General features: G+C 60.6%; 23 protein-coding genes and 3 pseudogenes. 15 read left to right on the plus strand and 11 right to left on the minus strand.

The window, feature by feature from the left end; translation table 11 throughout:
* Window position 1: 1 nt before the first annotated feature.
* From NKI79_RS23070 to NKI79_RS23095, 6 genes are read left to right on the plus strand one after another with little or no spacing between them, the layout of a single operon-like run.
* Window positions 2-934: a carbohydrate ABC transporter permease gene (locus tag NKI79_RS23070; protein ID WP_352804752.1), complete on the plus strand. Its 933-nt coding sequence runs from the start codon at window positions 2-4 to the stop codon at window positions 932-934.
* Window positions 931-1,764, plus strand: coding sequence for a carbohydrate ABC transporter permease (locus tag NKI79_RS23075; RefSeq protein WP_352804754.1), 834 nt, complete (start codon window positions 931-933; stop codon window positions 1,762-1,764). The genes NKI79_RS23070 and NKI79_RS23075 overlap by 4 nt, the downstream gene beginning before the upstream one ends.
* Window positions 1,761-2,501 carry a PIG-L deacetylase family protein gene (locus tag NKI79_RS23080; RefSeq protein WP_352804755.1) on the plus strand — a complete coding sequence of 247 codons (741 nt, stop codon included), beginning with the start codon at window positions 1,761-1,763 and terminating at the stop codon, window positions 2,499-2,501. The genes NKI79_RS23075 and NKI79_RS23080 overlap by 4 nt, the downstream gene beginning before the upstream one ends.
* On the plus strand, window positions 2,498-3,373 hold the full coding sequence (locus NKI79_RS23085) for an ROK family protein (protein WP_352804757.1): 876 nt from the start codon (window positions 2,498-2,500) through the stop codon (window positions 3,371-3,373). Before NKI79_RS23080 ends, NKI79_RS23085 begins: the two co-directional genes overlap by 4 nt.
* Window positions 3,370-4,140: a GntR family transcriptional regulator gene (locus NKI79_RS23090; RefSeq protein ID WP_254820103.1), complete on the plus strand. Its 771-nt coding sequence runs from the start codon at window positions 3,370-3,372 to the stop codon at window positions 4,138-4,140. The genes NKI79_RS23085 and NKI79_RS23090 overlap by 4 nt, the downstream gene beginning before the upstream one ends.
* 37 nt (window positions 4,141-4,177) lie before the next feature.
* Complete coding sequence (locus NKI79_RS23095) at window positions 4,178-4,969, plus strand: sugar isomerase domain-containing protein (RefSeq protein WP_352804759.1); 792 nt, start codon at window positions 4,178-4,180, stop codon at window positions 4,967-4,969.
* A 92-nt stretch (window positions 4,970-5,061) separates the two neighbouring features.
* Here NKI79_RS23095 and NKI79_RS23100 read toward each other — a convergent pair whose 3' ends face one another.
* From NKI79_RS23100 to NKI79_RS23120, 5 genes are all read right to left on the minus strand, one after another.
* Window positions 5,062-7,086, minus strand: a complete 2,025-nt coding sequence (locus NKI79_RS23100; protein WP_352804762.1) for a CHASE2 domain-containing protein — start codon at window positions 7,084-7,086, stop codon at window positions 5,062-5,064.
* A 15-nt stretch (window positions 7,087-7,101) separates the two neighbouring features.
* On the minus strand, window positions 7,102-7,914 hold the full coding sequence (locus tag NKI79_RS23105; RefSeq protein ID WP_352804765.1) for a FecR family protein: 813 nt from the start codon (window positions 7,912-7,914) through the stop codon (window positions 7,102-7,104).
* 11 nt (window positions 7,915-7,925) lie between these two features.
* Window positions 7,926-9,200 (minus strand): tetratricopeptide repeat protein, encoded by a 1,275-nt coding sequence (locus NKI79_RS23110; RefSeq protein WP_352804766.1) that lies wholly within the window; start codon window positions 9,198-9,200, stop codon window positions 7,926-7,928.
* 312 nt (window positions 9,201-9,512) lie between these two features.
* Entirely contained in the window at window positions 9,513-11,666 is a 2,154-nt protein-coding gene (locus tag NKI79_RS23115; protein WP_352804769.1) for a SulP family inorganic anion transporter, read from the minus strand.
* Between the two features lie 141 nt (window positions 11,667-11,807).
* Window positions 11,808-12,995 (minus strand): magnesium transporter, encoded by a 1,188-nt coding sequence (locus NKI79_RS23120; protein WP_352804771.1) that lies wholly within the window; start codon window positions 12,993-12,995, stop codon window positions 11,808-11,810.
* Between the two features lie 743 nt (window positions 12,996-13,738).
* On the opposite strand from NKI79_RS23120, the gene NKI79_RS23125 reads away from it, so the two are divergent.
* The 3 genes from NKI79_RS23125 (at window position 13,739) to NKI79_RS23135 (ending at window position 16,679) form a co-directional block, all read left to right on the plus strand.
* Window positions 13,739-14,602: an EamA family transporter gene (locus tag NKI79_RS23125; RefSeq protein WP_352804773.1), complete on the plus strand. Its 864-nt coding sequence runs from the start codon at window positions 13,739-13,741 to the stop codon at window positions 14,600-14,602.
* A 315-nt stretch (window positions 14,603-14,917) separates the two neighbouring features.
* Window positions 14,918-15,295 (plus strand): hypothetical protein, encoded by a 378-nt coding sequence (locus tag NKI79_RS23130; RefSeq protein WP_352804775.1) that lies wholly within the window; start codon window positions 14,918-14,920, stop codon window positions 15,293-15,295.
* A 148-nt stretch (window positions 15,296-15,443) separates the two neighbouring features.
* Window positions 15,444-16,679: an adenylate/guanylate cyclase domain-containing protein gene (locus tag NKI79_RS23135; RefSeq protein WP_352804777.1), complete on the plus strand. Its 1,236-nt coding sequence runs from the start codon at window positions 15,444-15,446 to the stop codon at window positions 16,677-16,679.
* A gap of 248 nt (window positions 16,680-16,927) precedes the next feature.
* Here the strand turns inward: NKI79_RS23135 and NKI79_RS23140 are convergent, their stop codons facing one another.
* A complete protein-coding gene (locus tag NKI79_RS23140; protein WP_352804779.1) occupies window positions 16,928-17,815 on the minus strand; it encodes a hypothetical protein in 888 nt (295 codons plus the stop codon).
* A 321-nt stretch (window positions 17,816-18,136) separates the two neighbouring features.
* Window positions 18,137-18,487, minus strand: a pseudogene (locus NKI79_RS23145) (RcgR family putative quorum lactone hydrolase); the annotation flags it as partial.
* A gap of 171 nt (window positions 18,488-18,658) precedes the next feature.
* Between NKI79_RS23145 and NKI79_RS23150 the strand changes: the two are divergent.
* Window positions 18,659-19,045: a hypothetical protein gene (locus NKI79_RS23150; RefSeq protein ID WP_352804781.1), complete on the plus strand. Its 387-nt coding sequence runs from the start codon at window positions 18,659-18,661 to the stop codon at window positions 19,043-19,045.
* A 193-nt stretch (window positions 19,046-19,238) separates the two neighbouring features.
* On the opposite strand, the gene NKI79_RS23155 is transcribed toward NKI79_RS23150, so the two are convergent.
* Complete coding sequence (locus NKI79_RS23155; protein ID WP_352804784.1) at window positions 19,239-19,469, minus strand: hypothetical protein; 231 nt, start codon at window positions 19,467-19,469, stop codon at window positions 19,239-19,241.
* Between the two features lie 239 nt (window positions 19,470-19,708).
* Here NKI79_RS23155 and NKI79_RS33320 point away from each other — a divergent pair, with 239 nt between their 5' ends.
* Window positions 19,709-19,975: a TIM barrel protein gene (locus NKI79_RS33320; protein WP_502909851.1), complete on the plus strand. Its 267-nt coding sequence runs from the start codon at window positions 19,709-19,711 to the stop codon at window positions 19,973-19,975.
* A 514-nt stretch (window positions 19,976-20,489) separates the two neighbouring features.
* Here NKI79_RS33320 and NKI79_RS23165 read toward each other — a convergent pair.
* The gene (locus NKI79_RS23165; RefSeq protein WP_352507667.1) at window positions 20,490-20,738 is read right to left on the minus strand and encodes a helix-turn-helix domain-containing protein; all 249 of its coding nucleotides are present in this window, start codon (window positions 20,736-20,738) and stop codon (window positions 20,490-20,492) included.
* Window positions 20,739-20,943: 205 nt separating this feature from the next.
* Here NKI79_RS23165 and NKI79_RS23170 point away from each other — a divergent pair, with 205 nt between their 5' ends.
* On the plus strand, window positions 20,944-21,651 hold the full coding sequence (locus NKI79_RS23170) for a hypothetical protein (RefSeq protein WP_352804787.1): 708 nt from the start codon (window positions 20,944-20,946) through the stop codon (window positions 21,649-21,651).
* Window positions 21,617-21,888: pseudogene (locus NKI79_RS23175) on the plus strand (DUF2274 domain-containing protein). Before NKI79_RS23170 ends, NKI79_RS23175 begins: the two are co-directional and overlap by 35 nt.
* Here the strand turns inward: NKI79_RS23175 and NKI79_RS23180 are convergent.
* On the minus strand, window positions 21,854-22,741 hold the full coding sequence (locus NKI79_RS23180; RefSeq protein ID WP_352804789.1) for a LysR family transcriptional regulator: 888 nt from the start codon (window positions 22,739-22,741) through the stop codon (window positions 21,854-21,856). The pseudogene NKI79_RS23175 and the gene NKI79_RS23180 sit on opposite strands and share 35 nt — an antisense overlap.
* A 469-nt stretch (window positions 22,742-23,210) precedes the next feature.
* The gene (locus NKI79_RS23185) at window positions 23,211-25,403 is read right to left on the minus strand and encodes a calcium-binding protein (protein ID WP_352804792.1); all 2,193 of its coding nucleotides are present in this window, start codon (window positions 25,401-25,403) and stop codon (window positions 23,211-23,213) included.
* A 673-nt stretch (window positions 25,404-26,076) separates the two neighbouring features.
* On the opposite strand from NKI79_RS23185, the pseudogene NKI79_RS23190 reads away from it, so the two are divergent.
* Window positions 26,077-26,357, plus strand: a pseudogene (locus NKI79_RS23190) (IS21 family transposase); the annotation flags it as partial.
* A gap of 523 nt (window positions 26,358-26,880) precedes the next feature.
* The coding region (locus tag NKI79_RS23195) for a helix-turn-helix domain-containing protein (protein ID WP_352804809.1) at window positions 26,881-26,994 on the plus strand (114 nt) is incomplete at its 3' end.

Genomic DNA, 26,994 nt, shown 5'->3' on the forward strand with positions numbered 1-26,994 from the left:
CATGATCGCCCGTCGCCGCAAAAGCAGCCTTCAGCGCACCCAGCAGCGCATGGCCGTGCTGTTCATCCTGCCGGCATTGGCCGTCTATTCGCTGTTTGTCCTTTATCCGCTGCTGATGTCGCTGTGGGGCAGCTTCTTCGTCTGGAGGGGCCTGCGCATGCTGGAGTACGCCGGCATGTCGAATTTTACCCGCCTGTTCGTTTTCCCGAGCGGCGGACGGCTCTACGGAGCGCTCTGGCACAACGTCGCCTGGTTCTTCGGCATCATGCTGTTTCAGAACGGCCTTGGCCTGCTGTTCGCCTGGCTGCTGTTCCTGCGCGACAAGGGTGCGGCCTTCTTCCAGTCGGTCTTCTTTTTCCCGGCGGTACTGAGCCCGGTTATCGTTGGCGCCCTGTGGCGCCTGCTGCTGGCGCCCGGCGGTGCCATCGAATGGATGCTCAACGGCCTTGGCCTGCATCAAGGCAGCCTGACCGTGCTTGGCAACAGCCACACCGCGTTGGCGATGCTAATCGCCGTCGACGCCTGGAACTGGATGGGCCTGCCGGTGCTGATCTACACGGCCGGCCTCAGGCAGATTTCCGGCCAGATATTCGAGGCTGCCAGGCTGGACGGCGCCGGCAGCGGCCGCATGCTGGTCTCGGTTGCCCTGCCTTTGCTGATGCCGGCCATCGGCACGCTGACGACGCTGTCGTTCATCAACACCTTCAACCAGTTCGACATCGTCTATGTCATGCAGGGCGTGCAGGGCAATCCAAGCTATTCGACCGACACGCTGGTAACCTATTTCTACCGGCTCGCCTTCGGCGCCGAAGGCGCGGTCGGCATCACGGATATAGGCCTGGCGCTTGCGCTGGGAACGCTGCTGTTTCTCATCCTCAGCATCGGCACGCTTCTGATGCTGCGCTTCTTCGACCGTCGCACGGTGGAATTGTGAACACGCTCCCTCAACAGCTCGCACGACTGCCGGGCTGGACGGCGCTGGTCCTGTGGACCGCAGCGGTGCTGTTGCCGCTCTATATTCTCGTCGTCTCCTGTTTCAAGACCACGGCGGAGATCTACGACAACAGGCTCGGCCTGCCGCAAAGCTTTGCCTTCGACAATTTCGTTGCGGCCTGGACGCGCGCCGATCTCGGCCAGAATTTCATCAACAGCCTGATCGTCACCGGCGGTGCGGTGATCCTGACCATCTTCGTGTCGGCAATGGCCGCCTTTCCGCTGAGCCGCTATCGGCTGGGCTGGAACGGCATCATGCTCGGCCTGTTCCTGTCCGGCATCATGCTGCCGATCCGGCTTGCCTCGGTGGAGCTGTTCACGCTGATGCGCAACCTTGGCCTGCTCGATTCGCTGACCGGCCTGATCCTCGTCTATTCGGCTATCCGCATTCCCTTCGCCGTCTTCATCTTCGCAAGTTTCATGCGGGTGCTGCCGTCCGAACTCGACGAAGCGGCGCGCATGGACGGGGCCGGCGAGGCGCGCATCCTGTTCCAGATCGTGCTGCCGATGGTGAAGCCCGCAATATCGATCGTCGCCATCTTCACAGCTATCGCCGTCTGGAACGACTTCTTCTTCCCACTGATCTTCATCTTCGATGATCGCTACAAGACCGTGCCGCTGGCCATCAGCGTCTTTGTCGGCCAGTTCCGCACGGATTGGGGCCTGGTGTTCGCCTCGCTTGCCATCTCCATGGCGCCCATCCTCATCATGTACTGTCTGCTCGCTCGCCAGATTCGCGAAGGCGTCGGCACCGGGGGAGGCGTGAAATGATCGAGGACAAGGTCTATGCCGCACGCTCGATCCTGGTCGTCGGAGCGCATGCCTTCGATGCCGAGGTGATTGCCGGTCCACTGGCGGCGACGGTGGTGCAAGGCGGTGCCGAAGTCACCTTCCTGCATCTCAGCATGGGCGAGCAGGGCCATCCAAGCCTCATCCCCGAGCACTATTGCGTCCAGAAGCAGGAGGAGGCCGCAAAGGCCGCAGCCAGGCTCGGCGTTGCCATGCGCAGTCTCGGGCTGCACGACGCCTTCTTGCCATGCGACGACGAGACGGCGCTCAAGGTGTGCGACGTTGTGCGCGAGTTGAAGCCGCAAATCGTTATCACCCACTGGCATGGCAGCTGGCACAAGGACCATCGCGCCGCGGCCCGGCTGACGCAGACCGGCATCTTCTTTGCGGCACTGCCGACGCTGAAGCGCGACCATGGCGCATACACGCCGCAACTGCTGCTGTTCGGCGAGAACTGGGAGGACGACGAGGGCTTTCGTGCCGAGCATCTCGTCGATGTCAGTGACGGCTTCGACGCCTGGAGCGAGGCGGTGCAGGAATACGAACTTGCACGTGGCCTGAGCAGTTTCCCGTATGTCGATTATTACAGCGCACTTTATCGGCTGCGCGGCTGTCTGCGCGGCACGCGCTACGCGCAGGGTTTTGTGGCAGCGTCGCAATCCTGGCATGCCGGCAGCGGGCTGTTCGCGCCGGCTGCCAATCGGAGCCGCTCTCGATGACACGCGTTCTGGCCATCGATCTTGGCGGCACCAATTTGCGCGCCGCAATCCATACCGGCGATGTTCGCTGGCTGGAGATGCTCAGCCGCGAGCCTGCGCCGGCAAGCCTTGATGCCTTCGTCGCCCGTATCGGCGCGTTGCGCGCCGAGGCCGGTCCGGTCGAGGCCCTTGGCCTGGCGGTGCCGGGGCTTGTAGAAGGCTCGGTCTGCCACTGGGTTCCGAACCTGTCCTATCTCGACGGTGTCGACATCGCGGCGTTGTTTCCTCGTCTGCCTGTTGCCATTGGCAATGACGCGCAGATCGCCATGCTGGCCGAGGCGGTCGAAGGTGCTGCAGCAGGCTTGTCCGATGCCATCCTGCTGGCGATCGGCACCGGCATCGGCTCCGCCGTTCTGGCCAATAATCGCATCGTCGCCGGCGCACGTGGCGGCGCCTGCTCATTCGGCTGGGCCTGCGCCGACATCGAGGATGAAGGCGAGGACCGCAGCGGCTGGCTGGAGCGCTTCGCTTCCGGGCGGGCGTTCGACGCCGCGGCACGCCAGGTCGGGCTGGCCAATGGCGGCAGGCTGGTCGAGGCCGCCCGGGCCGGCAAGACGGCCGCATTTGATGCTTTGGAGCTGCCGGCACGCCGGCTGGGCACTGCCCTTGCGGGTGCGGTCGCGCTGCTCGATCCCCAGGCAGTCCTGATTTCCGGCGGCCTTGCCGATGCGCTGGACGTGGTAGGGCCGCCACTACTTGCGGCATTGCGGCGTCAGCTGCCGCCGCATCTGCGCGGCGTCGTTCTGCGGTCCGGCGAATTCGGTTCCCGCGCCGGTCTCGTCGGCGCCTCGCTGGCCGGTCTCGCCGGAGCACAGTGGAGACAGATAAGATGAGCGAGCCGAGCTTTCAGCAACCGGACCGCAAAAGGCCCGAGCCGCTCTGGTATCAGGTGGAAGAGGCCATCCGCGCCATCGTCAAGAGTGGCGAGTGGGCGACTGGCGACCAGATTCCGGCCGAAGACAGACTGTGCGCCCTGTTCGGGGTGAGCCGCATCACGCTGCGCCACGCGCTGCGCAATCTGGAGGAGCACGGGCTGCTCAGGCGCGAACATGGCCGTGGCACCTTCGTGCGCTCCACCACGCTGGTCGCCGGCACCCGCGAACTGACCAGCTTCACGCAGGAAATGGGCAATATGGGCGTGGTCGCGGGCTCGCGCTTGCTCGACTGCAGCCTGACCACCGCCAATGCCGCCGCGGCCGGAGCGCTGGAGATCGAGGAAGGCGACCCGGTGGTGCGCGTCCGCCGGCTCAGGCTCGGCAACAACGAGCCGATCGGTATCCAGACGGCGCAGCTCTCGGCCGCGCGCGTGCCCGGCTTTCTCGATGCCGGCCTGCTGCAGGGCTCGCTCTACGAAGCGCTGGAGCGCCATTACGGCATCGTGCCGGTCGCGGCGCGCGAAAACTACCGTGTCGGTGCGGTTGGGGCGGCGGATGCCGAGTTGCTCGATCTGCCCGCGGGGAGTCCCGCTTTCGTGGTCGAGCGCATCACCACCGACGAGCGCGGCCCATTCGAATTCACCGTCTCGGTCATGCGTGGCGACCGCTACGAAATCCGCTCGACGCTGCGTGCCGGTCGCGCCGCCCCAACCGCAAGAAGCTGAGCCGTTACCGAAGCCGACACCTAACAGGAGTACCGACGTGTCCGACCTTTACATACCCCGCCTTGCCGCCCTCATCGAAGAGGCGTCGAAAGCCAATGCCGAAGCCTTTGGCGAGGCGGCCAGCCGTTTTGCCGACACGCTCGAGAGCGGTGGCTTGGTTCATCTCTACGGGTCGGGCCATTCGGTGTTGCCGGTCCAGGAAGTGTTTCCGCGCTACGGCAGCTATGTCGGCTTCAATCCGCTGACCGACCCGCGTGTCATGTGGCATAACGTGCTCGGCGCCGGTGGCGTGCGCGAACTTCTGTGGCTGGAGCGGACCGAGAAATACGCCGAGAAATTCCTAGATCACCAGCCGCTCAACAAAGGCGATTCGATCATCATCTTCGGCCACAGCGGCCGCAATTCGTCCGGCATCGACACCGCGCTTTACGCGAAAAAACGCGGCATCTTTGTCGTTGCGGTGACCAGCAAGAACAATCTCGACAAGCCGGCGACGCACTCTTCCGGCAAGCGGCTTGCCGATGCCGCCGACCTTGTCATCGACACCTGCTCGCCGATCGAGGATGCCATCGTGCCGGTCGAGGGCTGGAGCCGGCCGGTCTCCGGTTCGTCGACCGTGCTTGCCATGATCCTGGCGCATGAGTTGATCGCCCGCACCGCCGAGGCGCTTTCGAAGCGCGGCATCGAGTTGCCGGTCTTCGCCTCGCCGACGATTGCCGGCGTCACACTGCACGACACCGACGTCATTTATGGCGTCTATCGCGAGAGAATGCTCGAGGCGCAGAAGAAGCACCTGCCGGCCTTCCAGGCAACCATGCGAGGCGAATGACGAACCGGGGAGGCCACGCAAATTTGCGAGGCCTCCCGAAGCGGGTAGTCAGGTCACGATGCAGGCGGCACCCCGCGATCCGCTGGAGCCTCTCAGTTTCCGGGTGCAGGATCAGGAGGAGCTGTTTTTGGGGACAGCGGTGAACCGTCCACCAGGGCTGGGCCGCCAGATTGCCCGCCATTCTGAATCGCTTGTTCGCGGCTCATGCCTTTGTGCATCTCCGGAACGGTGAAAACCGGTACCTCGCCCTTGAAACCCTGGAGCTCAAAGGCGCCCGCCTGGACAACTGGCATCGATGCTCCCTTCGCAAAGCCGGGACCAAGCACCAGGGGGATGCGCAGCTTCTTGGTCGTCGATTCGAGCCGTGCCGTGCGGTTCACGGGCGAGCCGATCGCGGTGTAATCGAAGCGCCGTTCGGAGCCGAAATTGCCAACCGAGCAGATGCCGGTCTCGATGGCGACGCCGATTGCGATAGAGGGGTGGCCCTCGGCGGTGAAAGCGGCGTCTTCACGCTTTACCCGTTCTATCAGGGCTAGCCCCGCTGCGAGCGCGCGCTCGCGATGGTCCGGCTGATCAAGCGGCGCGTTCCAGAAGGCGAGCACCGCGTCGCCCATGAATTTGTCGATGGTGCCGTCGCGCTTGAGGATCTCATCGGTCGCAATGCCGAGGAAGTGGTTGACCACCTTGGCGATTTCCTGGGTATCGAGTTGTTCGCTCATCGTCGTGAAGCCGCGTATGTCGCTGAGCAGGATTGTGATCTCGCGCTTCTCGCCGGACAGGATCGCTTCGGTATCCGAACTTGCGAGGCGCTGCACCACGGAAGGCGAAAGATACTGGGAGAACTGCCGTGCCAGGGTGGACCGTCGCTGCTCGCTGCGCCTGTAGAGGACATAGCCTTCGAAGCCGGCTACCAGGATCGTCGCAAGCGCTGGCTGCAGGGGGTCATAGAGTGCACCCTGCATGTTGTATTCGAGAGCGCCGAACACGAAGGGCGTGACGGCCAGCAGCGCGAGAGCCAGGGCACCAAGCACGACACGCTCGGCGAGCACTCCGGAAAGCCCGATGAACATGAGGGCAGTGAGGACAAACCAGAGCCGCTCCACCGTGCGCGCGTGCCTTGGCTCTGCCAGGTAGCGCCCGGCAAGCAACTGGCCGATTGCATCGGCGTGGATGTCCGCGCCTGGTCGCGCTGGACGTGTCGGGGTGGGCAGGTACTGCGTCAGTCCGACGGCCGACAGATCGACAATGACAATGGCATCCCGCAGCCGCTGATCACTGTCGCCCGAAAGGATAGTGCTGGCAGATATACGTGGCGTATCGGTGCTGGTTTCCCAAAGGCGGATGCTCCCCTCCGGCTCGAGCGGCACGATGGCGCCGGCCATCCTGAGTGCATCGAACCCGGCGGCATTCAGGCGGGCTATGTAGCCATCCTGCCCGGCATAAAGGCGCAGGAGCTCGAGTGCGAAGGACGGCCACAGCTGCACGCCTTGAGCGGTATTGCGAAGCCACAGCAGCGGCACATGGCGCAGTACGCCGTCGGGATCGGGCAAGGTGCGAATGACGCCGAGGCCCGCGGCGGCGTTCGAGAATTGGGCAAGCGAGCCGGTCAGGCCGGTGAAGCCGGGAAGTGTGTCGGGTACTTGCCCGACGATCGACCAGCCGGCCTTGGGCTCTGCTTCTGAAACTGTCGCCTCGTTGCCCAGGCTGACGGCAAGCGCCGTTCGGGTTTTCGCCAGCGCCGTTGCAAGGCGCTTGTCTCCGGCGATGCCCTCAGGCGAGGTGTCGGCCTCGGGCAGCACCAGCGCAAGCCCGATCACCGCGGCGCCGGATGCGGTGATGCCATCGACCAGATCGGCCAACAGGCCACGGTTCCAGGGCCATCGCCCATGTGCCTTGAGGCTGGCATCGTCTATCGAGACGATCACGACGGGATTGCTCGTCGCCTGGCGGGGGGCGAGAAACTGGTAGAAGTCGTAGGTGCGTTCGCGGAGGCGCGACAGCGGCCCATCGAAAGCCAAATGGCAAGCGAGCAGCAAGAGCACGACCAGGAGACCGGATATTTTGCGCCTGCCAGCTTGCCGCCAATCAGCCCAGCGCCAACCGACCAAGAAGCTCATGTCGTGCGGCCAGGCCTAATTGCAGTAGTAGCAGCAACCTTCACCCTCACACTCGCCATCATCCTCCACCCCGCCGCCCACAGGTGGCGTCAGGCTGTCGGGGAACTCCATGACCACTCCGGGCAATGCGCCGTCGGTGGAGTCGCAGACTTTGAGCGAGCCGCCGAGTGCCGATGCACAAATCGCGCTTACATCCAATCCAGGACCCGGTGCGCCTGGCAGGCCGGTGCCGGCTATCCGGTCGATGCTGTCCAATATCGGGAAGGTATCGATGCCGCCGTAGCCGGTCAGCAGCTTGCCATCGTCCGATGTGCAGGCGTAGCCCGGGTTTGTGATGACCAGCCGTTTGCCATTGATCGTGCAGGTCATGCGGCCGGCGCGCAGTATGCCGACGGTCTGGCCGGCTGCCACCAGCACTTCGATGATGCCGCCTCTCGCCCCGAGCACCATATGCGGCGTCGCAACCTGCATGACGCCGCCTTTCGAAACCTGGCCGCCATAAAAACGGGCCAGGCCGCTGTTCATCCCGATGTCGATTTTTCCAGATCCGGAGCCCGGATTGTAGACGAATTCATCGATCGTCAGGCTGGTGTTCGGACCAATCTTGGCGCTCGATTCGTCCCGGAACACCAGCATTCCAAGACCAGTGGGATCGCTGCGCAACTGATCGCCGAGTTCGACGCCGGCACCGACGTTCATTGTCCCGCCGTTGTTGCGGACGATGTTGGTCTGGTAGGCCGTCATCGACCCGATCGTTTCAGCGGCGGATGGTGCCGCGAAGGCAAGGCAGGGGACAAAAATGGCGATCTGACGGTACGGGGTCCTCATCGCGGCCTCTTTCAATTGAGCGTCAACGTGTAGCTCATGAGCATTTCGAACGATTTCCGGTCGCGGTTGGCGATGTCGAAGTTGGTTTCGCGATAGGCGAGATCGACGCTGATCTTCTGCCACTCCGTCAGCTGAAAATCGCTTTCCGAGGCAATGCGCCAGAAGTCGCTCTTGATATTTGTGCCGATGCCAACGGACAGATCGGGAGTGTTGCTGTGGCCGGCCGAGAACGCGACCTGGTGCGACCATGCGAAAAGATCCGGTACGGTCATCAACAGGCCGCCATAGCGGATCTCGCCCGTGTAGCTGTGTCCGATTTCGCCAGATCCGGAGGCGAAGTCATTCGAGCCGACAAAGCGCAGTCCGAGCGCCTGGCCATTGCGGAAGCGGTAGCTGCCGCCTGCCTCATAGAAAACCCTGCTATCGGCGAAAATGCCTTGCGAGGCGCTTAGATCGATGTAGCCGCCGCCTGCAAAAAGCGTCGTCTCGACGGTCGGGCGCACAAGAAAGCGTGCACTGAGGCCGATGCCGGTTTCTTGGATGTCGCTGTCGAAACGATCTGTAACGGTAAACGCCGAAAGTAACAGGCGCAGCGAATCGATCCCACTATTGGGCAGCCCCTTGTCCCAGGTGATAGCGGCGTTGCCGTGGACAAAAGTCTCCTTGCTGCCGGGAACCGACAGGTCTTCCGTGAAAAAGCGCTGCGTCGCCGTCAACGAACCCGAAAGGACGAGGGCGTCGGCACTTGGCGTGCCGAGGTCCCATCGCACAAAGCCTTCCGCCCGCCCATAGGGCGAGACGAAGCTGTCGTCGTCCTGCGCCCCACCCGGCTCAAAATCGGTGAATGCGCTGAACACGCCGCCGGTCAGGGCGAGTTCCCAGGTGACGCCACGCAACGCGCGCTCGATGCGGGCAAGCAGGCGAGCAGCTTCCTGCTGCTCAGCCGCGGACAGCCCCCCAACCTCGATGCCGTACTGCACCTGCCGTCGGGCCAATTCATAGGAGCCGACATGATAGTACAACCGGCTGGCCGCCAGCCGGGCGCGCGCATCGCGGGGATATTTGATCAGATACTGCTCGATTGAGGAGATCGCCTGATCGTATTGTCCTGCATTGACGGCAACCGTGACGAACTGGGCGAGCGTTCCGTTGTCGGCCGGACTGGCGATGCGGGCTGAAAACGCATCGTCATAGGCCGAAAAAAGACCCTGCGCGCCAGCCGGCAATGCGCCGCTACAAAGCAGCGCCGCGGCGCAGCCGACGATTGTTCGAAACGAAGATTGCATGCCGAGAACCACCCCAAACCCGACCAGTGCGAAGGACTTAGCACGACCACAAGAAAAAAGGCGACTGAACTTTGGCGAAATCGTCCGAGTTTTCAACAGCTGTTGCAGCCGCGCAACAAACTATCGGGTCCATTCGTATTTCGGCTGCGCTGGTTGCAAAAACATCTTCTCGGCGTTGCTGTATTGGTCGAAATATTCGGTCGCGATAGAAACTAACAAAACTCATCACGCGATAGCGAACCTGGCTTGCTTCAAGATCAATATAGTTCGCGTGATTCTGCACGTATTTGGTCGCGGCCTGATCCATCAATGTCACATATGGCTCATCCGAAGGTCTTCCGTCGCATTGCGGAGGCGATCGGAGAGCTGGCGGGCAATGCTTCTCAACACGGCTTGCGCGATATGCGGCTTGGCCTTTGATATCTTGTTGGCGGCCGACGAGGTCAGCTCATAGGCAACAACGTCCTCGTCCGCGATCACGTCGGTCGAGCGCGGTCGCTCGGTCAGGAACCCCATTTCCCCCACTGTGCATCCTGCCCCGATGCTCGCCAGCCGGCGCCGTCCGCCAGGCGCATCCACCCAGACGCTGATACAGCCGCGCGTCAGCATCCACAGTCGGTCGGCCTGATCGCCAGCGCGGCACAGCACTGTGCCTCGGGGGAACTCGACGCGGTCGAGATAACTCATCAGCACTTTCAGATCTTCCGGTGCCATGGTCATGCCGAAATCGGTGCGCCCAAGCGGCACCTCTATCACCGAGCGGGCAGAACTGTCCGTACGCTCAACAATTTCCTCTTCGAAGCGCTCCAGCGCCGCCTCGAGATCGGGGTAGATGTTGGGCTTATCGCTTTGTGACGTAAACTCCTCCAGGGCCTCGGCATCCCTGAGATCACTGAAGAACAATCGCTGACCGCGCCGGGCGCAGCGAGCGGAGATCTGCTGCAAGGTCAACGCGCCGGAGGCGTCGACGTCGCTGACGGCGCGGAAATCGAGAATGATCACCCGCACTACGCTGGGCAGCCGGTCAATTTCCTCCGCGAGCTCATCGGCATTGCCAAAAAACAGCACGCCTTGCAGCTCGAGGACTGCCAGCTCCCGCTCGTGAATCGCCAGCAATTCGGTCTGAGCAGTGGAGCGGATGCGCCTGGAGCGCGTCTTGCCGACGATCTCCTTGCGCCGCACCACAGGCCGGTTCATTTCGATCATGAAGACGATGCAGGCCAGCGCCACGCCGACCACGGCGCCGACAACGGGTTGGCCAAGGACTGTAGCGAGCGCCACAGCGGCGACCACGGCCATATTACGCCGTGCCTGGGTTCGGCCCGCCGCGCTGTTGCCGAGAAGTGCTTGCCGCGCGGTCCGCAGCGCCCAACGGTCGATGGTATTGATGCCGACGAAGACCAGAATGGCGGACAGCACAACCAGCGGCATTGAGAAGATCAGATCCGGGAACGCAAGGATGGCAGCGAGCAGCACCGCCCGGCTCGCAAACGTCGACGTACGCATGCGCCCGCCGGCACGGTAGTTGGCGACGGTCAGCGCGGCCGACGTGGATACGAACAGCCCGCCCATGAGGGGAGAGACAAGATTGGCGATTCCCAGCCCGACGAGGGCGCGGTCCTGGCCGACCTGAACGTCGGCCAGATTGCGCGCAGTGCGCAGGGTAAAGACGGTGTCGAGCGTTCCCACGATTGCCAGGGTCAACGAGCCGGCAATCAGGGTCCACCAGATATGTTTCAGCCCCAGCCGGAGCGTTGAGGCAGCCTCGATCATGCTTACCGGTGCCCAGCCCTCTATATCGATCGAGCCGATAACGGGGCCGAGCTCAATATCGGGCGCCCACAGGCGGGCTGCGTGGTAGATCACGTAACCGATGATCAGGCCGGCAAGCAGCGCCGGAACTTTGGGCGCATGCCGGGTGATCATCGCCATGGCCGCGATCAGCGCAAGACCGAAGGGAAGCCTTGTGATCGTCGCCAGGCTGAAATCCGCCGCCACGATGCCGCTCCAGGAGGAGACCGCAAGAAGCATCGGCGTCTGGCTCTTGATGACCAGGATGCCGACGCCAGAGACGAACCCGGCGACAACCGGATGGGGGGCAAGCTTGACGATCCGGGCGAGACCGGTTGCGCCGATGAGGATCATCCACAGGCCAGTCAGCATCACGCAACCGACGAAGGCAAGCAGCGCTTGGGTCGTGTTGCCGTCGAGAGCGACCAGCAGGGATCCCAGCAGGCTGGCCTGGATCAGCGAGTTGCTGGGCATGGTCGTCACGAAGAATGACCGTTGAAATGCGGACGCGACAACGCCGCCGACAATGGCAGCGATGACGCCGGCAAGCGCGCCTTCCGCCACTCGATCTGCGCCGAGCGGCGATAGCGCAAGGACGCCGGAGGAGACGCACATCGGCAGCGCTACGCCCGCGGTCGTCACACCCGCGGTGAGTTCCTGGGCCAGAAGGCCCATGGCTGCGCTCAAACGACGCGCAATATCCGTCTGTATCGCAACCTGCTCAGTCACGGCGGTTCAAAGCTCCAAAAAATCCCACGGTGATAATCCCGCCGCCGCGTCCTTTTGCAGGACGCGCATCGGCGGACGCGCCGCTAACTACAGCACGAGCATGGTGGCCAGCCCCAGCATCAGGCCCATGCCTACGATATCGGTGACGGTGGTAAGAAAGATCGCTGAAGCTACGGCCGGATCGGCGCCGACCCGCCGCAGGCCCAATGGGATCAGCACGCCGGAGATTCCGGACATGAGGCACGATCCGGACATGGCGAGCAGGATGACAAGTGCCAGCATGGGCGCCTGGGCTGCCGACTCCGGTTGGCGCGAGGCGTAGAACCACATGGCCGCAGCCGCCACAAGACCGACGAGCACGCCGTTGGCGATCCCGAGCGCGCCCTCCCTCATCACCAGGTGCAGTTTCGGTCGCTTATCCACATCGCCCAGGGCAAGGCCACGCAGCGTCATAGCCAGTGCCTGGCAGCCGGTGTTTCCGCTCTGCCCCGCCAAGACCGGGAGGAATGCCGCCAAGGCGACGATCTTCTCGATTGTGCCTGTGAATGAACTGACCACGAAAGCAGCCATGAAGGCCGTCAGCAGGTTGAGCTGTAGCCAAGGATGACGCTTCAGGAAGGCTGAAAACAGCGGCGTAAAAGAACGCTCCTCCTTCTGGACGCCCACCATCTGGCCAGACTGGGCGGAAATCTCGATGATTTGTTGCTCGAACAAGCGCCAGCCGCGGACCTGCCCCAGCAGCCGGTCCTCCGCGTCCACCACCGGATAGACAGGGTAGTGGCGGCGTACCGCAGCCTTGCAGGCGCCGCTCAAGGACAGATCGACGGGGAGGGCGAACGGTTTTGGCAGCATGATCTGATCTACCGTGGTGTCCGCTTCGCTCAGCATCAGATCGCGCAGGACTACGAGACCAACCAGTTTATCGCCCTCGTCCGTGACGTAGAGATAAGTCAGCTCGGTCGGCACCTGAGCACGTCTGACGGCCTCCACTGCGGCGGCTACCGTCGTCCCGACAGGAACGCTGGCGGGAATCGGGTCCATCAGCTCGACGAGCGAATCGGGGATCGCGAGGCCCTTGCCATCGCCATGAGGCTTGATAGGCCGCATATGCGGTGGCAAATGCTCCGCCACCTTACGGGCGTGCCCGTCCGGCAACAACTTTAGTGTGTCCCGAATAAACTCGGGAGACTCTCGGGCCAGCAATTCCGCCGCGTCATCAGGTGCTCGAGCACGCAGCGTGCGCACCAGCTTCTCAACGTCGTTCTCTTTCTTCATCTGCTCCCCCAATTGCTAGTGTCTTGCCTCTGACGGTATGACACGAATCTGATCGCTCTGCGCTGGCGCTGTGCCCAAGCACCTCGATCCGGGAATGTTCGCCTCGCGGGGCGCCGAGTGGACCGAACCGAGACAGATCTGAGCCATTGCGGGGTGCATACAGGCGGCCTGTAACGTCTACGTGTCGCCGAGAATTCAACGTGTTGCGAACTTCACCGGTCTTTTCCTGGGCTCTGCGAGCACGTCGCACCAATGAAACTTAAACCCGGAAATTCTGCAGGGCAGGCCTACGGCGTTCGAATTGATTTGCCTTATGCGGCGCGTATTGCCAGCTCACCAGCTCAGGAGGCCGATGAATTCGCCAGGATGACTGATTTGCTTGATTCCGTAATCGTTCAGTCTCAGAAAGGGTCTCTCTGTATGAAATCTGTCCGGAACTAGAGGTGCTCTTCAGAGCTCGCAGGTCCGGGGCAGGCAGCCTGCTTTGTGAGACTCGAGGTCGTTGCGGTCCGATCCGAGTTAGTGGAGGCCCACTGATCACAGCGGTAGACCGCTCGGTCGCACTGGGGGCGAACAAAGACCCGTTTCGAGAGTGGCATCGGTTCAGCATTGCCATCTCACCTGACAGTGGTCCGGATAGGATTCCTGGCCGCCCGCCATCGGGGGATGCATATGGGCAACATCATCGGCGGCGCTCGATTTCGTTTGCGACGGTTCGATGAGGTCGCTTTTCGGGGCCTTGCTTGCTAACCTACCCTCCTGCAATGTCCCTTGCCGTCGCCCTCGCCGTCCTCATCTCCACCCTTCTGCATGCCAGCTGGAACGCCATCGTGCGGGTCAATGGCGACCGGTTGGGCGTCGTCACGCTGCTCGCGACCTTCAGCGCGCTGATCGCCGCGCCCGGCCTGTTCCTGCTGCCGGCACCGGCGCGTGAAGCCTGGCCGTGGCTTATCGCCTCGGTGCTGCTTCACGTCGGCTACAATGTCTTCCTCGTCAACGCCTATGCGCATGGTGAACTTGGCAAGGTCTATCCGCTGGCGCGTGGCACGGCGCCGCTCATCACACTGATCGTCAGCCTCGCCTTTATCGGCGAGCCGGTCGGCACGACGAAGATCCTAGGCGTGGTAACGCTGGGAGTCGGCATTATCTCGTTGACCTTCGACCAGGGCATCCGCGTTTTGATGCGGGCGCCGAAGGGCGTCGTCCACGCGCTTGCGACGTCGCTCTTCATCGGCAGCTACACGATCTCCGACGGCCTCGGCGCTCGCGCCTCGGGTGATCCGCTCGGCTACACCGCGTGGGTTTTCGCGTTCGACGGCGCACCACTCCTCATCTACGCCCTGATAGTGCGCGGCCGAGGCATTCAGCGCATGCTTGTCGAGCAATGGCGGCCGGGACTTATGGCCGGGGCGCTGTCGCTCGGCGCCTATGCTATCGTCATCTGGGCGATGACGGTCGCGCCGATCGCCCTCGTCGCCGCGCTGCGCGAGACGAGCGTCGTGTTCGCCGTAATGATCGGCGTTGTCTTCCTAGGCGAGCGGTTGACGCCAGCCCGAGCAATCTGCGTCGCCGTGGTGCTCGCCGGACTGATGCTGATGCGCGTGTAAGGCCTGTCCGTCTGCTTCGAGTTAATTTTCATTCGCGAGCGTCGTGGAAGGGTGGCGAGCAGACGCCCGCTCACGACGAACGGTTGCGATGCGCACCATTTCGGACATTCACAGGCCGGAGCACGACCCACGATTATTGTTTAGGAGCTGCTGAAGTTCCCTTCAACTTGTGCTAAGTTGTTGGGATGGAGAGCTGCGAGCAGAACGGGAAATTTCGCTTCCGTTCTGGTGGCCTTTAACGAGGGAAGAAAGAGCTCGCTTCCTCTTTAGCATTTGCAACTCGGTACCCAAGCGGGTCACTTGCCGGAGGAGCACATGGCGAAACTCACCGCTGATCAATACCTAGCGGCGACAGCTGCGCGACTTGCCCATGTGACGCAGACATACGCGATCACTTTTTTCGCCAACATCGCGATCATGTTCGCGATCCTTGCATACACATCATCAGCGGGACTAGCCGCCAGGTTCGCGCTCGCGACGATTGTGGTTTCAATCACGGCTTACGGAGTCTTGGCAGCCAAGGCCGCCTTGGATGACTTAAAGGCAATGCTGGACGATGCAGTCGACGACTTCTCGGGCAGCAGCTTCGGCGCTCACCTGAAGCAGATACCTACGGCGCTGTTCTCCGGAGCAAGCACCATCCTCATCCTTGCGATGGGGGTGACGCAGTTGTGGGCGATCATTTCGGCCTGACGTGGGCTGATCTCGAACTGCGTGGCCGGCGGCCGCCGACGGGGGCACGGGCAGGCCGACGTGACCGGGAAATGGCAGCAAAAGCGTCAAGAATCTAGGCGCGGCCAATGCCCCTTTCGGGTCGCCAGTTTCTTCACGGATAATTCTAATGCGCCTGCTTGAAGCCCTCAGCTACGGAACGGAACGGTATCCGAGGAAAGCTGCCAGACGACTTCGCGTCCTCAATATCACGTGTTGGAGCATGGCCTGGGTTTGGCTGGGATTCGCCGCTTTGTTCCTGTCAAGCTTCAAGCTCCGCACCGTCGGTCTCATTGATATGGGAATGGCGGTTTTTCTGTTTGCTATTCCTCTGCTGCATCGCATAGGACCGAGCGTTGCTGCTATGTTTTTTATTTTGGTGAGTTACCCCGCAATTTTCGTCGTTTGCTTCTTGGTCGGTACCGATAGCGGCATGCAAATGGAGTACTTGGCATTTGCTGCCGGCGCGGTGCTAGTTCTAGGTGTGGAACCCGTCGCACATCCACTCATCGTCGGCGTTCTCTCCTTGGTGTTGATCCTGGCTCTGGAAATCTTTGCTCCGCGCAACGCCGGTCTCCTAGACGAGGCAGCAATGCTAGGCGGCTTCATCGCGGTTGTGACTGCCACCACGACGGTCATGTTCGCCGTGGTGTTCTATGCGGTTCGCGAAGCCGCACGCTCCGAGTCAATCGCAGAGTTCGAATATGGGCGATCCGAGTCATTGCTGGCGAACGTCCTACCTACAGCTATTGCAGATCGGCTGAGGTCCGGTCCCACGCAAGTCATTGCCGACAAGCACGAGCACGCGTCGATTCTTTTCGCCGACATGGCAGGGTTCACCGCGGAGGCCAGCCAGACTTCACCCGTCCAACTTGTCGGATTCCTCAACCACGTTTTCACGGCCTTTGATCAGCTGGTTGAACGCCACGGCCTGGAGAAGATCAAAACCACGGGCGACAACTACATGGTTGTCAGCGGCGTGCCCGTGGCGCGATCGGATCACGCCGCTGCTCTGGTCCGTCTTGGGATCGAAATGCTCAATGCCGCCGGCCGGATGCGCGATCCGCATGAACGCGCCGTGTCGATCCGCATCGGGATAGCCAGCGGCCCGGTTGTTGCGGGCGTCGTAGGGGTGAAGAAGTTCTTCTATGACGTCTGGGGCGATGCGGTGAATGTCGCATCGCGCATGGAGACTACAGGCGTGCCGGGCAGGATCCAGATTTCGCCGGAGACCTACGAACTTGTGAAGGACCAGTTTGAACTCGAAAGCCGCGGCCCTATTGATGTGAAGGGCAAGGGCAAGATGACGACATGGCTGTTGGTCGGCCCGAAGGCGGGGACTACTCATTCGAACGGCTACCTATGACCGGGGCGAACAATAAGGCCACCACGGGGCCAAACGCGAGCGTGGATTTCGCTCGCGGCGGTGTGATCCAGGTTCTAAATCAACGCGCACTGCTCACCCGTTGCCGGTCAAAAGAGACCGCTTCGGGGTCATACAGGGACATTTATTGCTTGCCACCGGCGACCGCTTCGGGTCGCTTCGTCTGGGACACCCAATAGCAAATGCGTAAACAGTAATCAGGCGTTCGTGCGGCGAAGGGAATTCCGCTTTCACACGAACAGAAAGTCATGCGCGGTCAACGTGCCCGTGAAATTATCGAGAGTGACTTGATCCGCTCCTGCGGTAATGATGGTGCCAGTTCCAATTCTGGTGATTGTGAGATCATTGAAAGATTGCACATCCTCCACGCCGCTAAACTGAATTTTGTCATTTTGGCTCTGGCTGAAGTCTTCGATTTCGTTATTGAATCCAACTGTCATTGGACCATCGTCCTTGAATACAAACAGATCTCTCCCGCCTTGAGCCTGAGCGCTGTCAAATTCCCCATCGCCCCACATTAGGTTACTGACCAAGCTGCCGGGTGCAGCGGTCCCAGCGTACAGGGTATCGTTGCCGCCCTCGGCGGAGTCAAAGAAAACAAATGCATCGCCGAAGAGAGCGTTAAGAACCTGGCCACCGCCAGTGTTGTTGCCGCCGATCAGGGTATCGTCGCCACCCCGAGCAGAGTCGTGCATATTTGCCCCGTCGCCCACGAGACCATTGGAAACTAGGGCACCGTCACCGCCAGTGTTGTTGCCGCCGATCAGGGTATCGTTGCCGCCCCGAGCGGAGTTGAACATGTTTGCTGCCTCGCCCCAGACTTCATTGAAAACCCCGGCATCGCTGCTGCTGTTGCTGACGCCAATCAGGGTATCGTTGCCGCCCCGAGCGAAATCGAATTGGAACAGCGCGTCACCCGAGAGAAGATGGCGGACGTCGCCACCGGTGACGTTGGTGTGGCCGGTTAGGGTATCATTTCCACCCCGAGCATGGTCGAACATGCTGCCGCCAGCATCCCCAAACAAGCCGTTTACACTGTTGTCGCCCACAAGGACGTCATCGGTGCCCCTTTGATGGTCCGTTAAATCTCCCGGAGTAAATGGAACGCGCTTGGACATCCTGCCCTCCTGCTGAAGTGGGGCCCCGGCCGACTATAATCTTAGATTAAGATATCAAACACGCATCATGCCTTTGATGGATTTCAGAGGCCAAAAAGCGAGATAATGCGGGCGCGGGAGAACGGGCGCAAATCTTTCCGGAGCTGGTGCGGCGATGATTGAAGCGAGGATTAGCGGCACGGGTCGGTTCTCGGTAGGGGGCGACCCCAGATTCATCACTTTCGTGTCGTGACGCCTACCAGAGAATTTACTCGTGAACTGACCGGCCAACGCCAAACTCATACTCGCCGGGCCGTCTTGTCAGTAGATGACAGAAACCGCTCAACGGCCGCGCCTTAGTAACCGCTTCAAGCTCAAACCGGCCAACAAAATATAAGGCGGCATGGCGAGCGAATAGTGACCACAGTTTAATTCCAAAATATTTGGCCTAGCCCCGGCGTCCTTCAGCCTCTGCATGAACCTCTCCGATAGCTCTGGCAACACCACTTTGTCTCTCTTAGCCAACACAACATGGAGATCGAGATCAGGCCGTGCCAAACTATGCGCGTAATTCTCCCAGTTAAGTGGACCCCAGGCCCTTCTGAGATCGGTCAGCTCAATCTCAGGCTCAAGGCTATCGCGTATCGATCGTGTCGCGCGGCCCGTCCAAACCATATCCGCTAGACTCCCCGCCGCCGGTCCGCGACAAACCCGATCCAGGCGGTCGCACTGGGATGCGCGGACGACAGTGCGACCCATCCTGACAGGAACGCGCCAACTTGTCGTGCTACGATGAGAGCGGTCGGCCGGTGTTTACGATACCGATCTGCCAGCCTGCCATGCAGTGGAAGAGGAGAGTTCACCATGTCCGGGATCAACCGCCGCGTCTTGCTTCTCAGCTCCGGCAGTGCCGTCATCGGCTCGACGATTGCGGCAACGGCTCACGCCGGAGAGCCGCGACGCCGGGACCGAGAACCGTCCCGCGACCTGCGGGCGCTGATAAAGGCGCACAAGGCATCGTACGCGGCGTTCGGCAAGGCAATCCAAGGAAGGGACGGCAGTAATCGCGAACACGACAGAGCCAGCCGGGCCGAGGAAAGGGCACTGCTGGCTGTCTGTGCCTATCCTGCGATCAGAGAAGGTGATCGCCGGGCCAAGGCCAGATATCTTTTGAGGATCGAGGGCCGCGGCGAGCTCGACTTGGCAGTGCACATGCAGGCTCTTCTCCGTTCGACAATGTGGAAAGGATAGGGGACTGGCTTCCGCATCGCGGAACTTGGACGTCCGTGCCTTTATCAGAGCTTCGACAATGGTCGATGTTGCCGCCAAGGCGGCCTTGTGCGGACGCTGCTAGGCGACGGTGCGAGCGGCATGGACGAGAAAGACTGGGAGACGCTTTTGCGGTCGTTTTCAGATCGTGACGGTTATTGATAAATCGTGACGGTTATTGATAAAGAGAGGCCATCCAGCCGCTCGGGGTTTTAGCAAAGCCGACGATGGATTGTCTTTTTCTTTGGCCGCCGAGTCCATCATAGGTAACATCAACAGCGCATCGTACACCAGGTCCCAAGGTGTCTTTGTCGCATTGCCCCAATGACAATTGTAGATTCGGCCAATCATTGGGCTTGACGGCTTGAAGCGACGCGCGAGCTTCTTCCTCAGTGGGAATTTCCAATTGGGAGTTTCCAGGCGCCGATCTTAGGCGTAGGTCCCGCCAACTCCCATGGCGATACCGATCATGAGAGCGATGGCAGAGGATGCGATGCTGTTCATGAATACCAAAGACTAAGGAGCAAATCGCCCAGAGCGGGAAATTGATTGCAAAGGCACGTGAGCGCCAAAAGGAAAATGATGGCGGCTACAGCCCAACCGTGCCGACCAGGTTCTCGATGGTCCCGGTTTCGAGGAACTCGAATGCGAAGCCTGTTCGAAGTCGCCGAATTCTGCAAGCCCTATGGTGTGCGCATCGCCTTCGAGATCTCTTCGCCAATGGAACCGGGTCGGTGCCGGCAGAGCCCGGCCGAGGTGGCGCAGACGGTGAACACGGTCGACCATCCGAACCTGGTGGCGCTCATCGATTTCAGTCACGCCTATATCGGATCCAGATCGGCCCATCGCGGCCTGAATTTTCGCGAGCAACTGCGGGCTATGGCGCCGGTCGCGGGCCCTTCATGTCCATGATTCCTTCGGTCGCCTACAGGGTCTCGATCAAAGCTACCTGCCGCAGGAGGATGCAGCGCTAGGCGACCTGCACTTACCCCTCGGCTTGCAGCAGCTGGTCTTCTTGTCTGGGACCGCCCTCATCATGGAAATCGGACCCCGGTATCGCAATGAGCAGCCCGGCAGCCTGGCGAAGGCAAAAAAGCCTGATCGCCCTGAACAGTCGCGCTGGGCGCAGAGCGGCCGAGTAGAAGGTGGGAATGGCCCGCCGTGGCCCGCTAACGTCGGTCAGAGGTACCGAACTCGTAGGCAGCGAGCCGCTCCCTATTAAGAGATGGGCCGAGCGTGTGTTTCGATGCTGTTTTTCAAAGAGATTGTACGAAGATGCCGGTCTACGATACTACGGCAGAATTTGACTTGGCCAATCCTTAGCTGTCGAGTGCGGGCAGGGGCCAGTCAACCGCCCGTTAGGTCAGCGAGCATCGAAACACTAGGCCTTACATGGATGAAGCCTTTACCACCCGTTTGCTGAAATTCATTTGCTTTCCAGAGGGCGTGCCAGCCGAACGCCAGGCCCGCCGCCATTTTCGGGAATGAATTCGACGCCGCCGGCCTCCAATGCGCGCTTCAGAGCTTCGATCGTCACTTGGTTGGCCTTCAACATGCCAGCGGGTGGCTCAAGCCGCTTAATGGTCGCGACTGACACTTTTGACTTCGCGGCGAGGATCTTTTGATCCCATTGCAAAAGTGCGCGGGCTGCTCGCAACTGCTCACTCGTTATCATTATCTTATACCTGACGCATCGTTTGATACCAAAAGTCTTGATTGTGCCGCCGGTTTCGTTTAAGACTGTAGAGTGGACCCTGCGCTCGCTCAGCCCCGGACAACACTCGACCGGTGGCAAACGAGCCCGTGTGAAACGGCCGAATAAGGTGGTGCAACACCTTACCCGGCCTGACCACAACCTAAGCTTCTGAGGAGCTCGGATCATGACTGATTCCGACAATAGCATGAGTCTGCCATTCGTCACCCGCAGGCGAGTGCTTGCAGGAACAGTGGCGGCTACCACCGCGTGGACGGTTAACGGTAACGCGTCTGCAGGCGACGCCGGGAGGGCCAATGTGCCTTCTGACCCAGCGCTGGCGCTTTTGCGGGAATGGCAGACAGCCCGCAAGTTGACCGATCGGCTTTGCCGCAAGCAGCAGCGCCTGGAGACCAGGCTTGCCGAATGTGTCGGTTTTCCTTGTGTAGACGTCCGCCTGCCCGGTGGCGAGCAATTAACACTCTACTCGATCGAGGCAGTCAAACATGTACTCGGCAATGGGCCGGATACCGCCGCTCTTCGAGAGAAGGCCGAAACTGAGTTTGCTGAGCATCAAGCACGCTGGGAAGCGGCTGCCGAGAAGTCCGGTTACATTGCCGCGCTCAGAGCCGAAGGCGAAGCTGGCGAGCGAACGAAGGATCTTCTGGACGCCTTCTCAATCACCCCAGCTACGACTCTCGCCGGCGTGGCGGGCAAGCTCGATGCGGTGTTGCGCGAGGGCGAAGCCTGGGAGGAATGTTCTGAGTTTCCTTGGCCGCAAATCCGCTCAGCGCTCAGCGATCTGGTGCGCCTCGCCGAAGGCTTTGGTGCTCACCGAGTGCGGCGTCAAGGGACCCATCATGAGCAAGCTGAAGCTCTCCGCCATTCCCGATGACCGTCCGGTCAAGATCACGGTCGAACTACCAAGCGCCGCTCGTCGCAATGTCGTCCCCTATGCTGAATTGCTCGGCGGCGAGACCGGACAAAACTGATAGCACCGATGCTGACACGATTTATGACGACAGACAGAGCGTTTGCCAGGGCCCGACAGACTCTGAAACCGGGTGACTGTTCGGGTCATGCCGGTCGGACGACTGTCAGGACGAATACCGATCGCGCAGGAAAGAGATGAAGGTCGGCAGGGCAGGATTGGCGTTGTCGGGGCGCCAACGGGCTAGACTGGAGATCTGGATTGGTTTGCCCCCGATCCGCAGCTTGCGGCAGACCGCATCCTGAGGAACACTGTCGGCATCTTGGTCGTGAATCAGAGCGACTCCAAGCCCGTTTCCGACAAGGCGCAAAAGGATGCCCGCACTGACGTGATGTTCGACGATTGAAGGAAGCTGCACGGCGCGTCCAACGGCGTCGGCGAGCTGAAATGCTTCGCCCCTACGCACCAGCAACGTCTCCTGCTGCAACTCGTGCCACTCGATCACGGAACGGCTGGCGAGAGAATGATTTGCGGCAAGAACGACAGCCAGAGTGTCTCTCCACAGCGTCAATTCGAATGCGCCGCCGGTAAATCCGGAGGAGGAGGTCACGACCACGTCGACCTGAGTGGCACCCAGAGCAGCCTCAGGCGAAGGGTAAGGACTTTCTGTCAAGCTGACGGTCACGTTGGGATGAGATTGCCCGAACTCGATGATTGCATCCAAGGCTCGCCCGGCGAGGAGGATCCCGTTGGAGCCGATGGAAAGCTTTTGTTGGTCATGTTTGGTGCCGGACCTGGCCAGGGTGAGCGTGTTGTCGAGCTCGAGCAGCACGGAGCGCAGATGCTCCAGGAAGCGCTCGCCGGCCGGGGTTGGGCCGACGCCGCGGGCGTGGCGATGAAATATCCTCGTACCCATCGCGTATTCGAGATCGCGGATGCGCCGGCTGAGCGCGGAGTGATCGATCCCTGTACGTCGCGAGGCGCGAAGGAAGCTGCCCTCCTCCGCGACCACAAGTGCATAATTGAGGGTAGCCAGTTGGATGGAGCTCTGCATCTCTGCTCAAAGTCAAGTTGGCGACAAAACGCGTTTGAGCGCTTTTGGCCGCTGCGGGCTATCGCCAAATCTCAGTATTGACACATCTGGGCCTCTTTTAAGCAGGATCACGACGACATGGATCGCCGGACCTCGCCGGAGGCGTACGACAAGGACGGCAGAAGGCGCCCAGCAAGACTTCCCGCGAAAATCGGAGATGCTGCGACGGAACGCGTGGGTTCCGCTCGTGGAGAGGGCTCGCATAAGCCAATGAAGCGGGCTCGTTTGTTAGGCTATGCTCGCTGCGATATTCCCGGACGACACTCACTAGCGATACCACTCCATTTTTGGAGTGAGCCTTATAGAGGGGACGTCGCACTCCAGGAAGAGAGCACAACTCAGACTGGTCACTTCGCTTGGAAAATCCGGTGCTTGAACAAAGACGGAGCGGCGGACCGGCTCGAGCAAAGGGTCCGCCGTTCCGGGTCGTTCAGATCACAAGGAACGAACCTGCTGCAAGCGACAGACCTGGAGAAAGGGTGGCGAACTGTATTTGAGCTGCGCCACCGATCCCGTCGCTGTCGAAAGAGAGTGCTCCTGTTGAGTTGTTGTAGATGATATGGTCGGAGCTATCATGCGCGGCCGCACCCGCAAAGAAAGCATCGGATGAAAGGCCTCCCAGCTTAAGCCCGGCAAAAACCGCGTCGTCGAGTTGGATCTTGTCCTGGAGCTTGTTGAAGTCGGTGATCCTGTCGATATTGCCGGCTCCAAGAACGCTGTTGAACACGAAAGCATCATTGCCTCCGTTACCGGTCAAGATGTCGGCACCGCCGCCACCATTGATGATGTTCGCGCCGGCGTTGCCTTGGATGGTCTGGGCAAAGGTGTTGCCCGTCAGGTTGATTGCTGACGTACCGGACGGGCTGGTGGTGGCGAGAAGTTCGATCTGTGAACTGGCCGAAATCGCATGGCTCACAGCAGCGAACACCCTGTCGGAACCGCCGCCGACCGCCTCGTAGATTCTGTCGCCGGTATTGTCGACATAGTAGGTGTCGTTGCCGCCATAGCCGACCATCCTGTCGGCGCTGCCGCCGCCATTTATGACATTGGCGCCGGCATTGCCCTGGATGGTCTGGGTAAACTCGTTGCCGGTGAGGTTGATTGCCGTCGTGCCAGCCGGGGTGGTAGTGGCAAGACGTTCGATCTGAGAGCCGGCTGCAAGCGCGTAGCTCACCGAGGCGAGCACCTTGTCATTACCGCCGCCCACCGCCTCGTAAACCTTGTCGCCGGCATTATCTACATAGTAAGTGTCGTTGCCGCCATAGCCAGTCAGGGTGTCCGCACCGCCGCGGCCGTTGATCGCGTTGGCGCCGGCATTACCTTGGATTGTCTGACCGAACTCGTTGCCCGCAAGGTTCATTGCCGTCGTGCCGGCCGGACTGTTGGTGGCGAGAAGCTCAATCGCCGAGCCAGCCGAAAGGACATGGCTCCTCGAAGTGACCACCCGGTCGGAGCCGCCGCCCACCGCCTCGATGACCTTGTCACCGGCATTGTCGACATAGTAGGTGTCATTGCCACCATAGCCGGTCATCGTGTCGGCGCCGCCGAGGCCGTTGATGAAATTGGCGCCGGCATTGCCCTGAATGGTCTGGGCAAAGCCGTTGCCTGTGAGATTGATTGCCGTCGTGCCGGACGGATTACTGGTGGCGAGAAGTTCGATTTCCGATCCGGCCGCAAGCGCATGACTTACGGAGGCGAATGCTTTATCGGTACCGCCGCCCGCAGCCTCAATCTCCTTGTCGCGGACATCGTCGACATAATAGGTATCATTGCCGCCATAGCCGATCATCGTGTGGCCGCCGGCTCCGTGGAATACATCGTCGCCACTGGTGCCATACAAGATGTCGCTTGTGTCGACGGGAGGCGGGGTGGTTCCGGTGGTAGCGAGGTTGTGCTCCCGGAAAAAGGCTTGCAATTCGGAGGAGCTTTCAAGCGCGGTGTCGCCGTTCTGCGTTCCCCATTTATAGGTGTAGTCGAAGGCAGGTGACGGCACCAGTGCGGCCCAATGATCGATCATGATTTGCATCTGTTCGGGGGTGGGCATGACATGTCTTCCGCCATCGGAAGTCTCCCAGTTACCGCCGCCAAAGGCTTGGTAGACCGGAACGATGTTGCTAACCGGGATGCCCGATTTCACCGCTGCAGCCACGGCTCGATCGATCATGTCATAATCGACCGTGTCCGTTCCCGTGCGCACCGGATAGGGGTCTATTCCAAAATAGTCGATATGCGTGTTGGCCGGATTGTAGGTGTTCGTAAAATCCGGATTGGTCGGGGACCCCATATTCATCATGGTGATGAAGGTCTTGGCGCCCGGAAAATGCTCATGGATCCAGTCGGATTCCGCCTTCAGGTTCTCAGCGGTTGCGTAGGTGCCCCACCTGCCGGTGGGATCGGGCTCGTCAACAAGATAGAATCCGAACACGTTCGGATTGCCGAGGAAGGGGGTCATTTTCTCGATGAAGGATGAGGTTACGCCCTCGTGCTCATTCAGATACACCAAGCCCTTCATGCCATCCGGCAATGCGTTGACCTGGCTAACATATTGAACGTCGGCCAGATTGAAGCCGGCGGTTGCGATTTCGGTGGCGGAACCACCCGAGGCGTAGTGCAGAGTTGCCATCCAATATTCCTTTGTCTCATTCGATAGCGCCCGGGGATTGCCTACTAGAGGGTGTATATTAGCGCCAAATCACATACCTGCAGGCTCTGATAGAATGGTTGATCGCTTGGTGAGGGCGCATGACTAAGAAAAGGTGCGTTAGATAATAATTTCGGACGACTGGCGACCGGTCGGATCACGGAGCCAAATCCTTGACCTTTCTTCCGATTTGCCGGTAATATTCAGGTTTTCCGTTCACTGCCATTAAATCATTGATTGAATGTAACTCAAATATATACTAGAAAGAACGCATTACATCGAATGTACACTTCAAATGTGGAGGACGGTTTTTCGAATTAATCTCGGGCTGTAGCGGATCCAAGTTCTCTTACGGGGACACCAATTTGTTGTGGACAGATGTGAGCACGTGCTCATTGACGGCTGGATCAGAACCTCAAATGAGGTCGCCGACACCGGAGATAGTCGGTTTTGCCTGGGTTTTGCCTATTGCCGCTCGCCGGGAAGGCAGCTTTCTGTTAGGAAAGTGGCGACTGAGTGGCGTTCCCCACCGCCCCTGCGTGTGAGCTATGAGCTTCGTCCATCCGATCCGAGCCCAGAAGATGTCGGGCGAATTGAGAAACTGACCCCTGACGAAATGAAGAACTGACCCCCTCGGTTATGAGAGGAGGCATGGATGACGATTGGGATTTCGGCGATTCCTGCATTGTCGAGAACGATGCAGGGAGAGGAGATGCTTCGGCCTGAAGAGGTGGCAGCGATGGTGCGGCTGCATGAGCTTGGCTGGGGAGCGAAGCGGCTGGGGAAGGAGTTCGGGTGCGCGCGAATACGGTGCGTCGGTATCTGCGCGAAGGCGGGACTGTTCCGTTTCGCAAGCCTGTGCGGCGGAGCGCGTTTGACGGGCTAGACGATTGGCTGCGAGAGCGCTTCTTCCGCCATGATGGCAACGCCGATGTCCCCTTGGCGCCCGAACCCGTGCATCGCTATGAGCGGGAGCGTCTGGGCCAACTTAACTTGCTGCCACCGCGACCCGGCCTGCCTCTTTTTCACTTGCGAGTGCAGCAATCCGCTTGTTTGCGACGAGAGTCAGGCGGCAAGCAGTTAGAAAAAACTATGGGGTGGGCGGCTCGGGGGGTACAAATCCGTCGAGCGAACGAGCGATCTGTGACGGACCCACTCGAACCGGCCAAGGGACCGCGCCCGTTGGTTTCGGTAATTCAGCGCATAGAATATTTCAATCCTGCCTGCAGCATTCTCGTGCGACCGGAAGGAAAGGGTTGCCAATGCTCTAAAAGTCCCAAAAACCAAAACAGCGAGGCTCACGACTCGCTAGACCAACTGGCCGAATGTAGACCAAACCACAAGGCTATGTTCGACGTACCCTATCCGTCGGAGTGGACCTTTGAGCGGCCCGAGACATAGGTGACGATTTGTACCGGACACATAGGTAACACTTTTCGGTTTTTGCCGGGAGGTGTTGATGCCGTGGAAAGAGTGTTCGGTGATGGAGGAACGTCTTCGCTTTGTGGCTCGCCTGCTCGACGGAGAAGGCATGAGCGCGGTGTGCCGGGAGTTCGGGATCTCGCGCAAGACC

Source organism: Mesorhizobium sp. M0340, assembly GCF_040321535.1.
Classification (GTDB): Bacteria; Pseudomonadota; Alphaproteobacteria; order Rhizobiales; family Rhizobiaceae; genus Mesorhizobium.

What these genes read in the sequence shown, in the direction of transcription:
- NKI79_RS23070 (WP_352804752.1), top strand. Translation starts at nt 2, where the DNA reads ATGATCGCCCGTCGCCGCAAAAGCAGCCTTCAGCGCACCCAGCAGCGC.
- NKI79_RS23080 (WP_352804755.1), top strand. Translation starts at nt 1,761, where the DNA reads ATGATCGAGGACAAGGTCTATGCCGCACGCTCGATCCTGGTCGTCGGA.
- NKI79_RS23085 (WP_352804757.1), top strand. Translation starts at nt 2,498, where the DNA reads ATGACACGCGTTCTGGCCATCGATCTTGGCGGCACCAATTTGCGCGCC.
- NKI79_RS23090 (WP_254820103.1), top strand. Translation starts at nt 3,370, where the DNA reads ATGAGCGAGCCGAGCTTTCAGCAACCGGACCGCAAAAGGCCCGAGCCG.
- NKI79_RS23100 (WP_352804762.1), bottom strand. Translation starts at nt 7,086, where the DNA reads ATGAGCTTCTTGGTCGGTTGGCGCTGGGCTGATTGGCGGCAAGCTGGC.
- NKI79_RS23105 (WP_352804765.1), bottom strand. Translation starts at nt 7,914, where the DNA reads ATGAGGACCCCGTACCGTCAGATCGCCATTTTTGTCCCCTGCCTTGCC.
- NKI79_RS23110 (WP_352804766.1), bottom strand. Translation starts at nt 9,200, where the DNA reads ATGCAATCTTCGTTTCGAACAATCGTCGGCTGCGCCGCGGCGCTGCTT.
- NKI79_RS23115 (WP_352804769.1), bottom strand. Translation starts at nt 11,666, where the DNA reads ATGGGCCTTCTGGCCCAGGAACTCACCGCGGGTGTGACGACCGCGGGC.
- NKI79_RS23120 (WP_352804771.1), bottom strand. Translation starts at nt 12,995, where the DNA reads ATGAAGAAAGAGAACGACGTTGAGAAGCTGGTGCGCACGCTGCGTGCT.
- NKI79_RS23130 (WP_352804775.1), top strand. Translation starts at nt 14,918, where the DNA reads ATGGCGAAACTCACCGCTGATCAATACCTAGCGGCGACAGCTGCGCGA.
- NKI79_RS23135 (WP_352804777.1), top strand. Translation starts at nt 15,444, where the DNA reads ATGCGCCTGCTTGAAGCCCTCAGCTACGGAACGGAACGGTATCCGAGG.
- NKI79_RS23140 (WP_352804779.1), bottom strand. Translation starts at nt 17,815, where the DNA reads ATGTCCAAGCGCGTTCCATTTACTCCGGGAGATTTAACGGACCATCAA.
- NKI79_RS23150 (WP_352804781.1), top strand. Translation starts at nt 18,659, where the DNA reads ATGTCCGGGATCAACCGCCGCGTCTTGCTTCTCAGCTCCGGCAGTGCC.
- NKI79_RS33320 (WP_502909851.1), top strand. Translation starts at nt 19,709, where the DNA reads ATGCGAAGCCTGTTCGAAGTCGCCGAATTCTGCAAGCCCTATGGTGTG.
- NKI79_RS23165 (WP_352507667.1), bottom strand. Translation starts at nt 20,738, where the DNA reads ATGATAACGAGTGAGCAGTTGCGAGCAGCCCGCGCACTTTTGCAATGG.
- NKI79_RS23170 (WP_352804787.1), top strand. Translation starts at nt 20,944, where the DNA reads ATGACTGATTCCGACAATAGCATGAGTCTGCCATTCGTCACCCGCAGG.
- NKI79_RS23180 (WP_352804789.1), bottom strand. Translation starts at nt 22,741, where the DNA reads ATGCAGAGCTCCATCCAACTGGCTACCCTCAATTATGCACTTGTGGTC.
- NKI79_RS23185 (WP_352804792.1), bottom strand. Translation starts at nt 25,403, where the DNA reads ATGGCAACTCTGCACTACGCCTCGGGTGGTTCCGCCACCGAAATCGCA.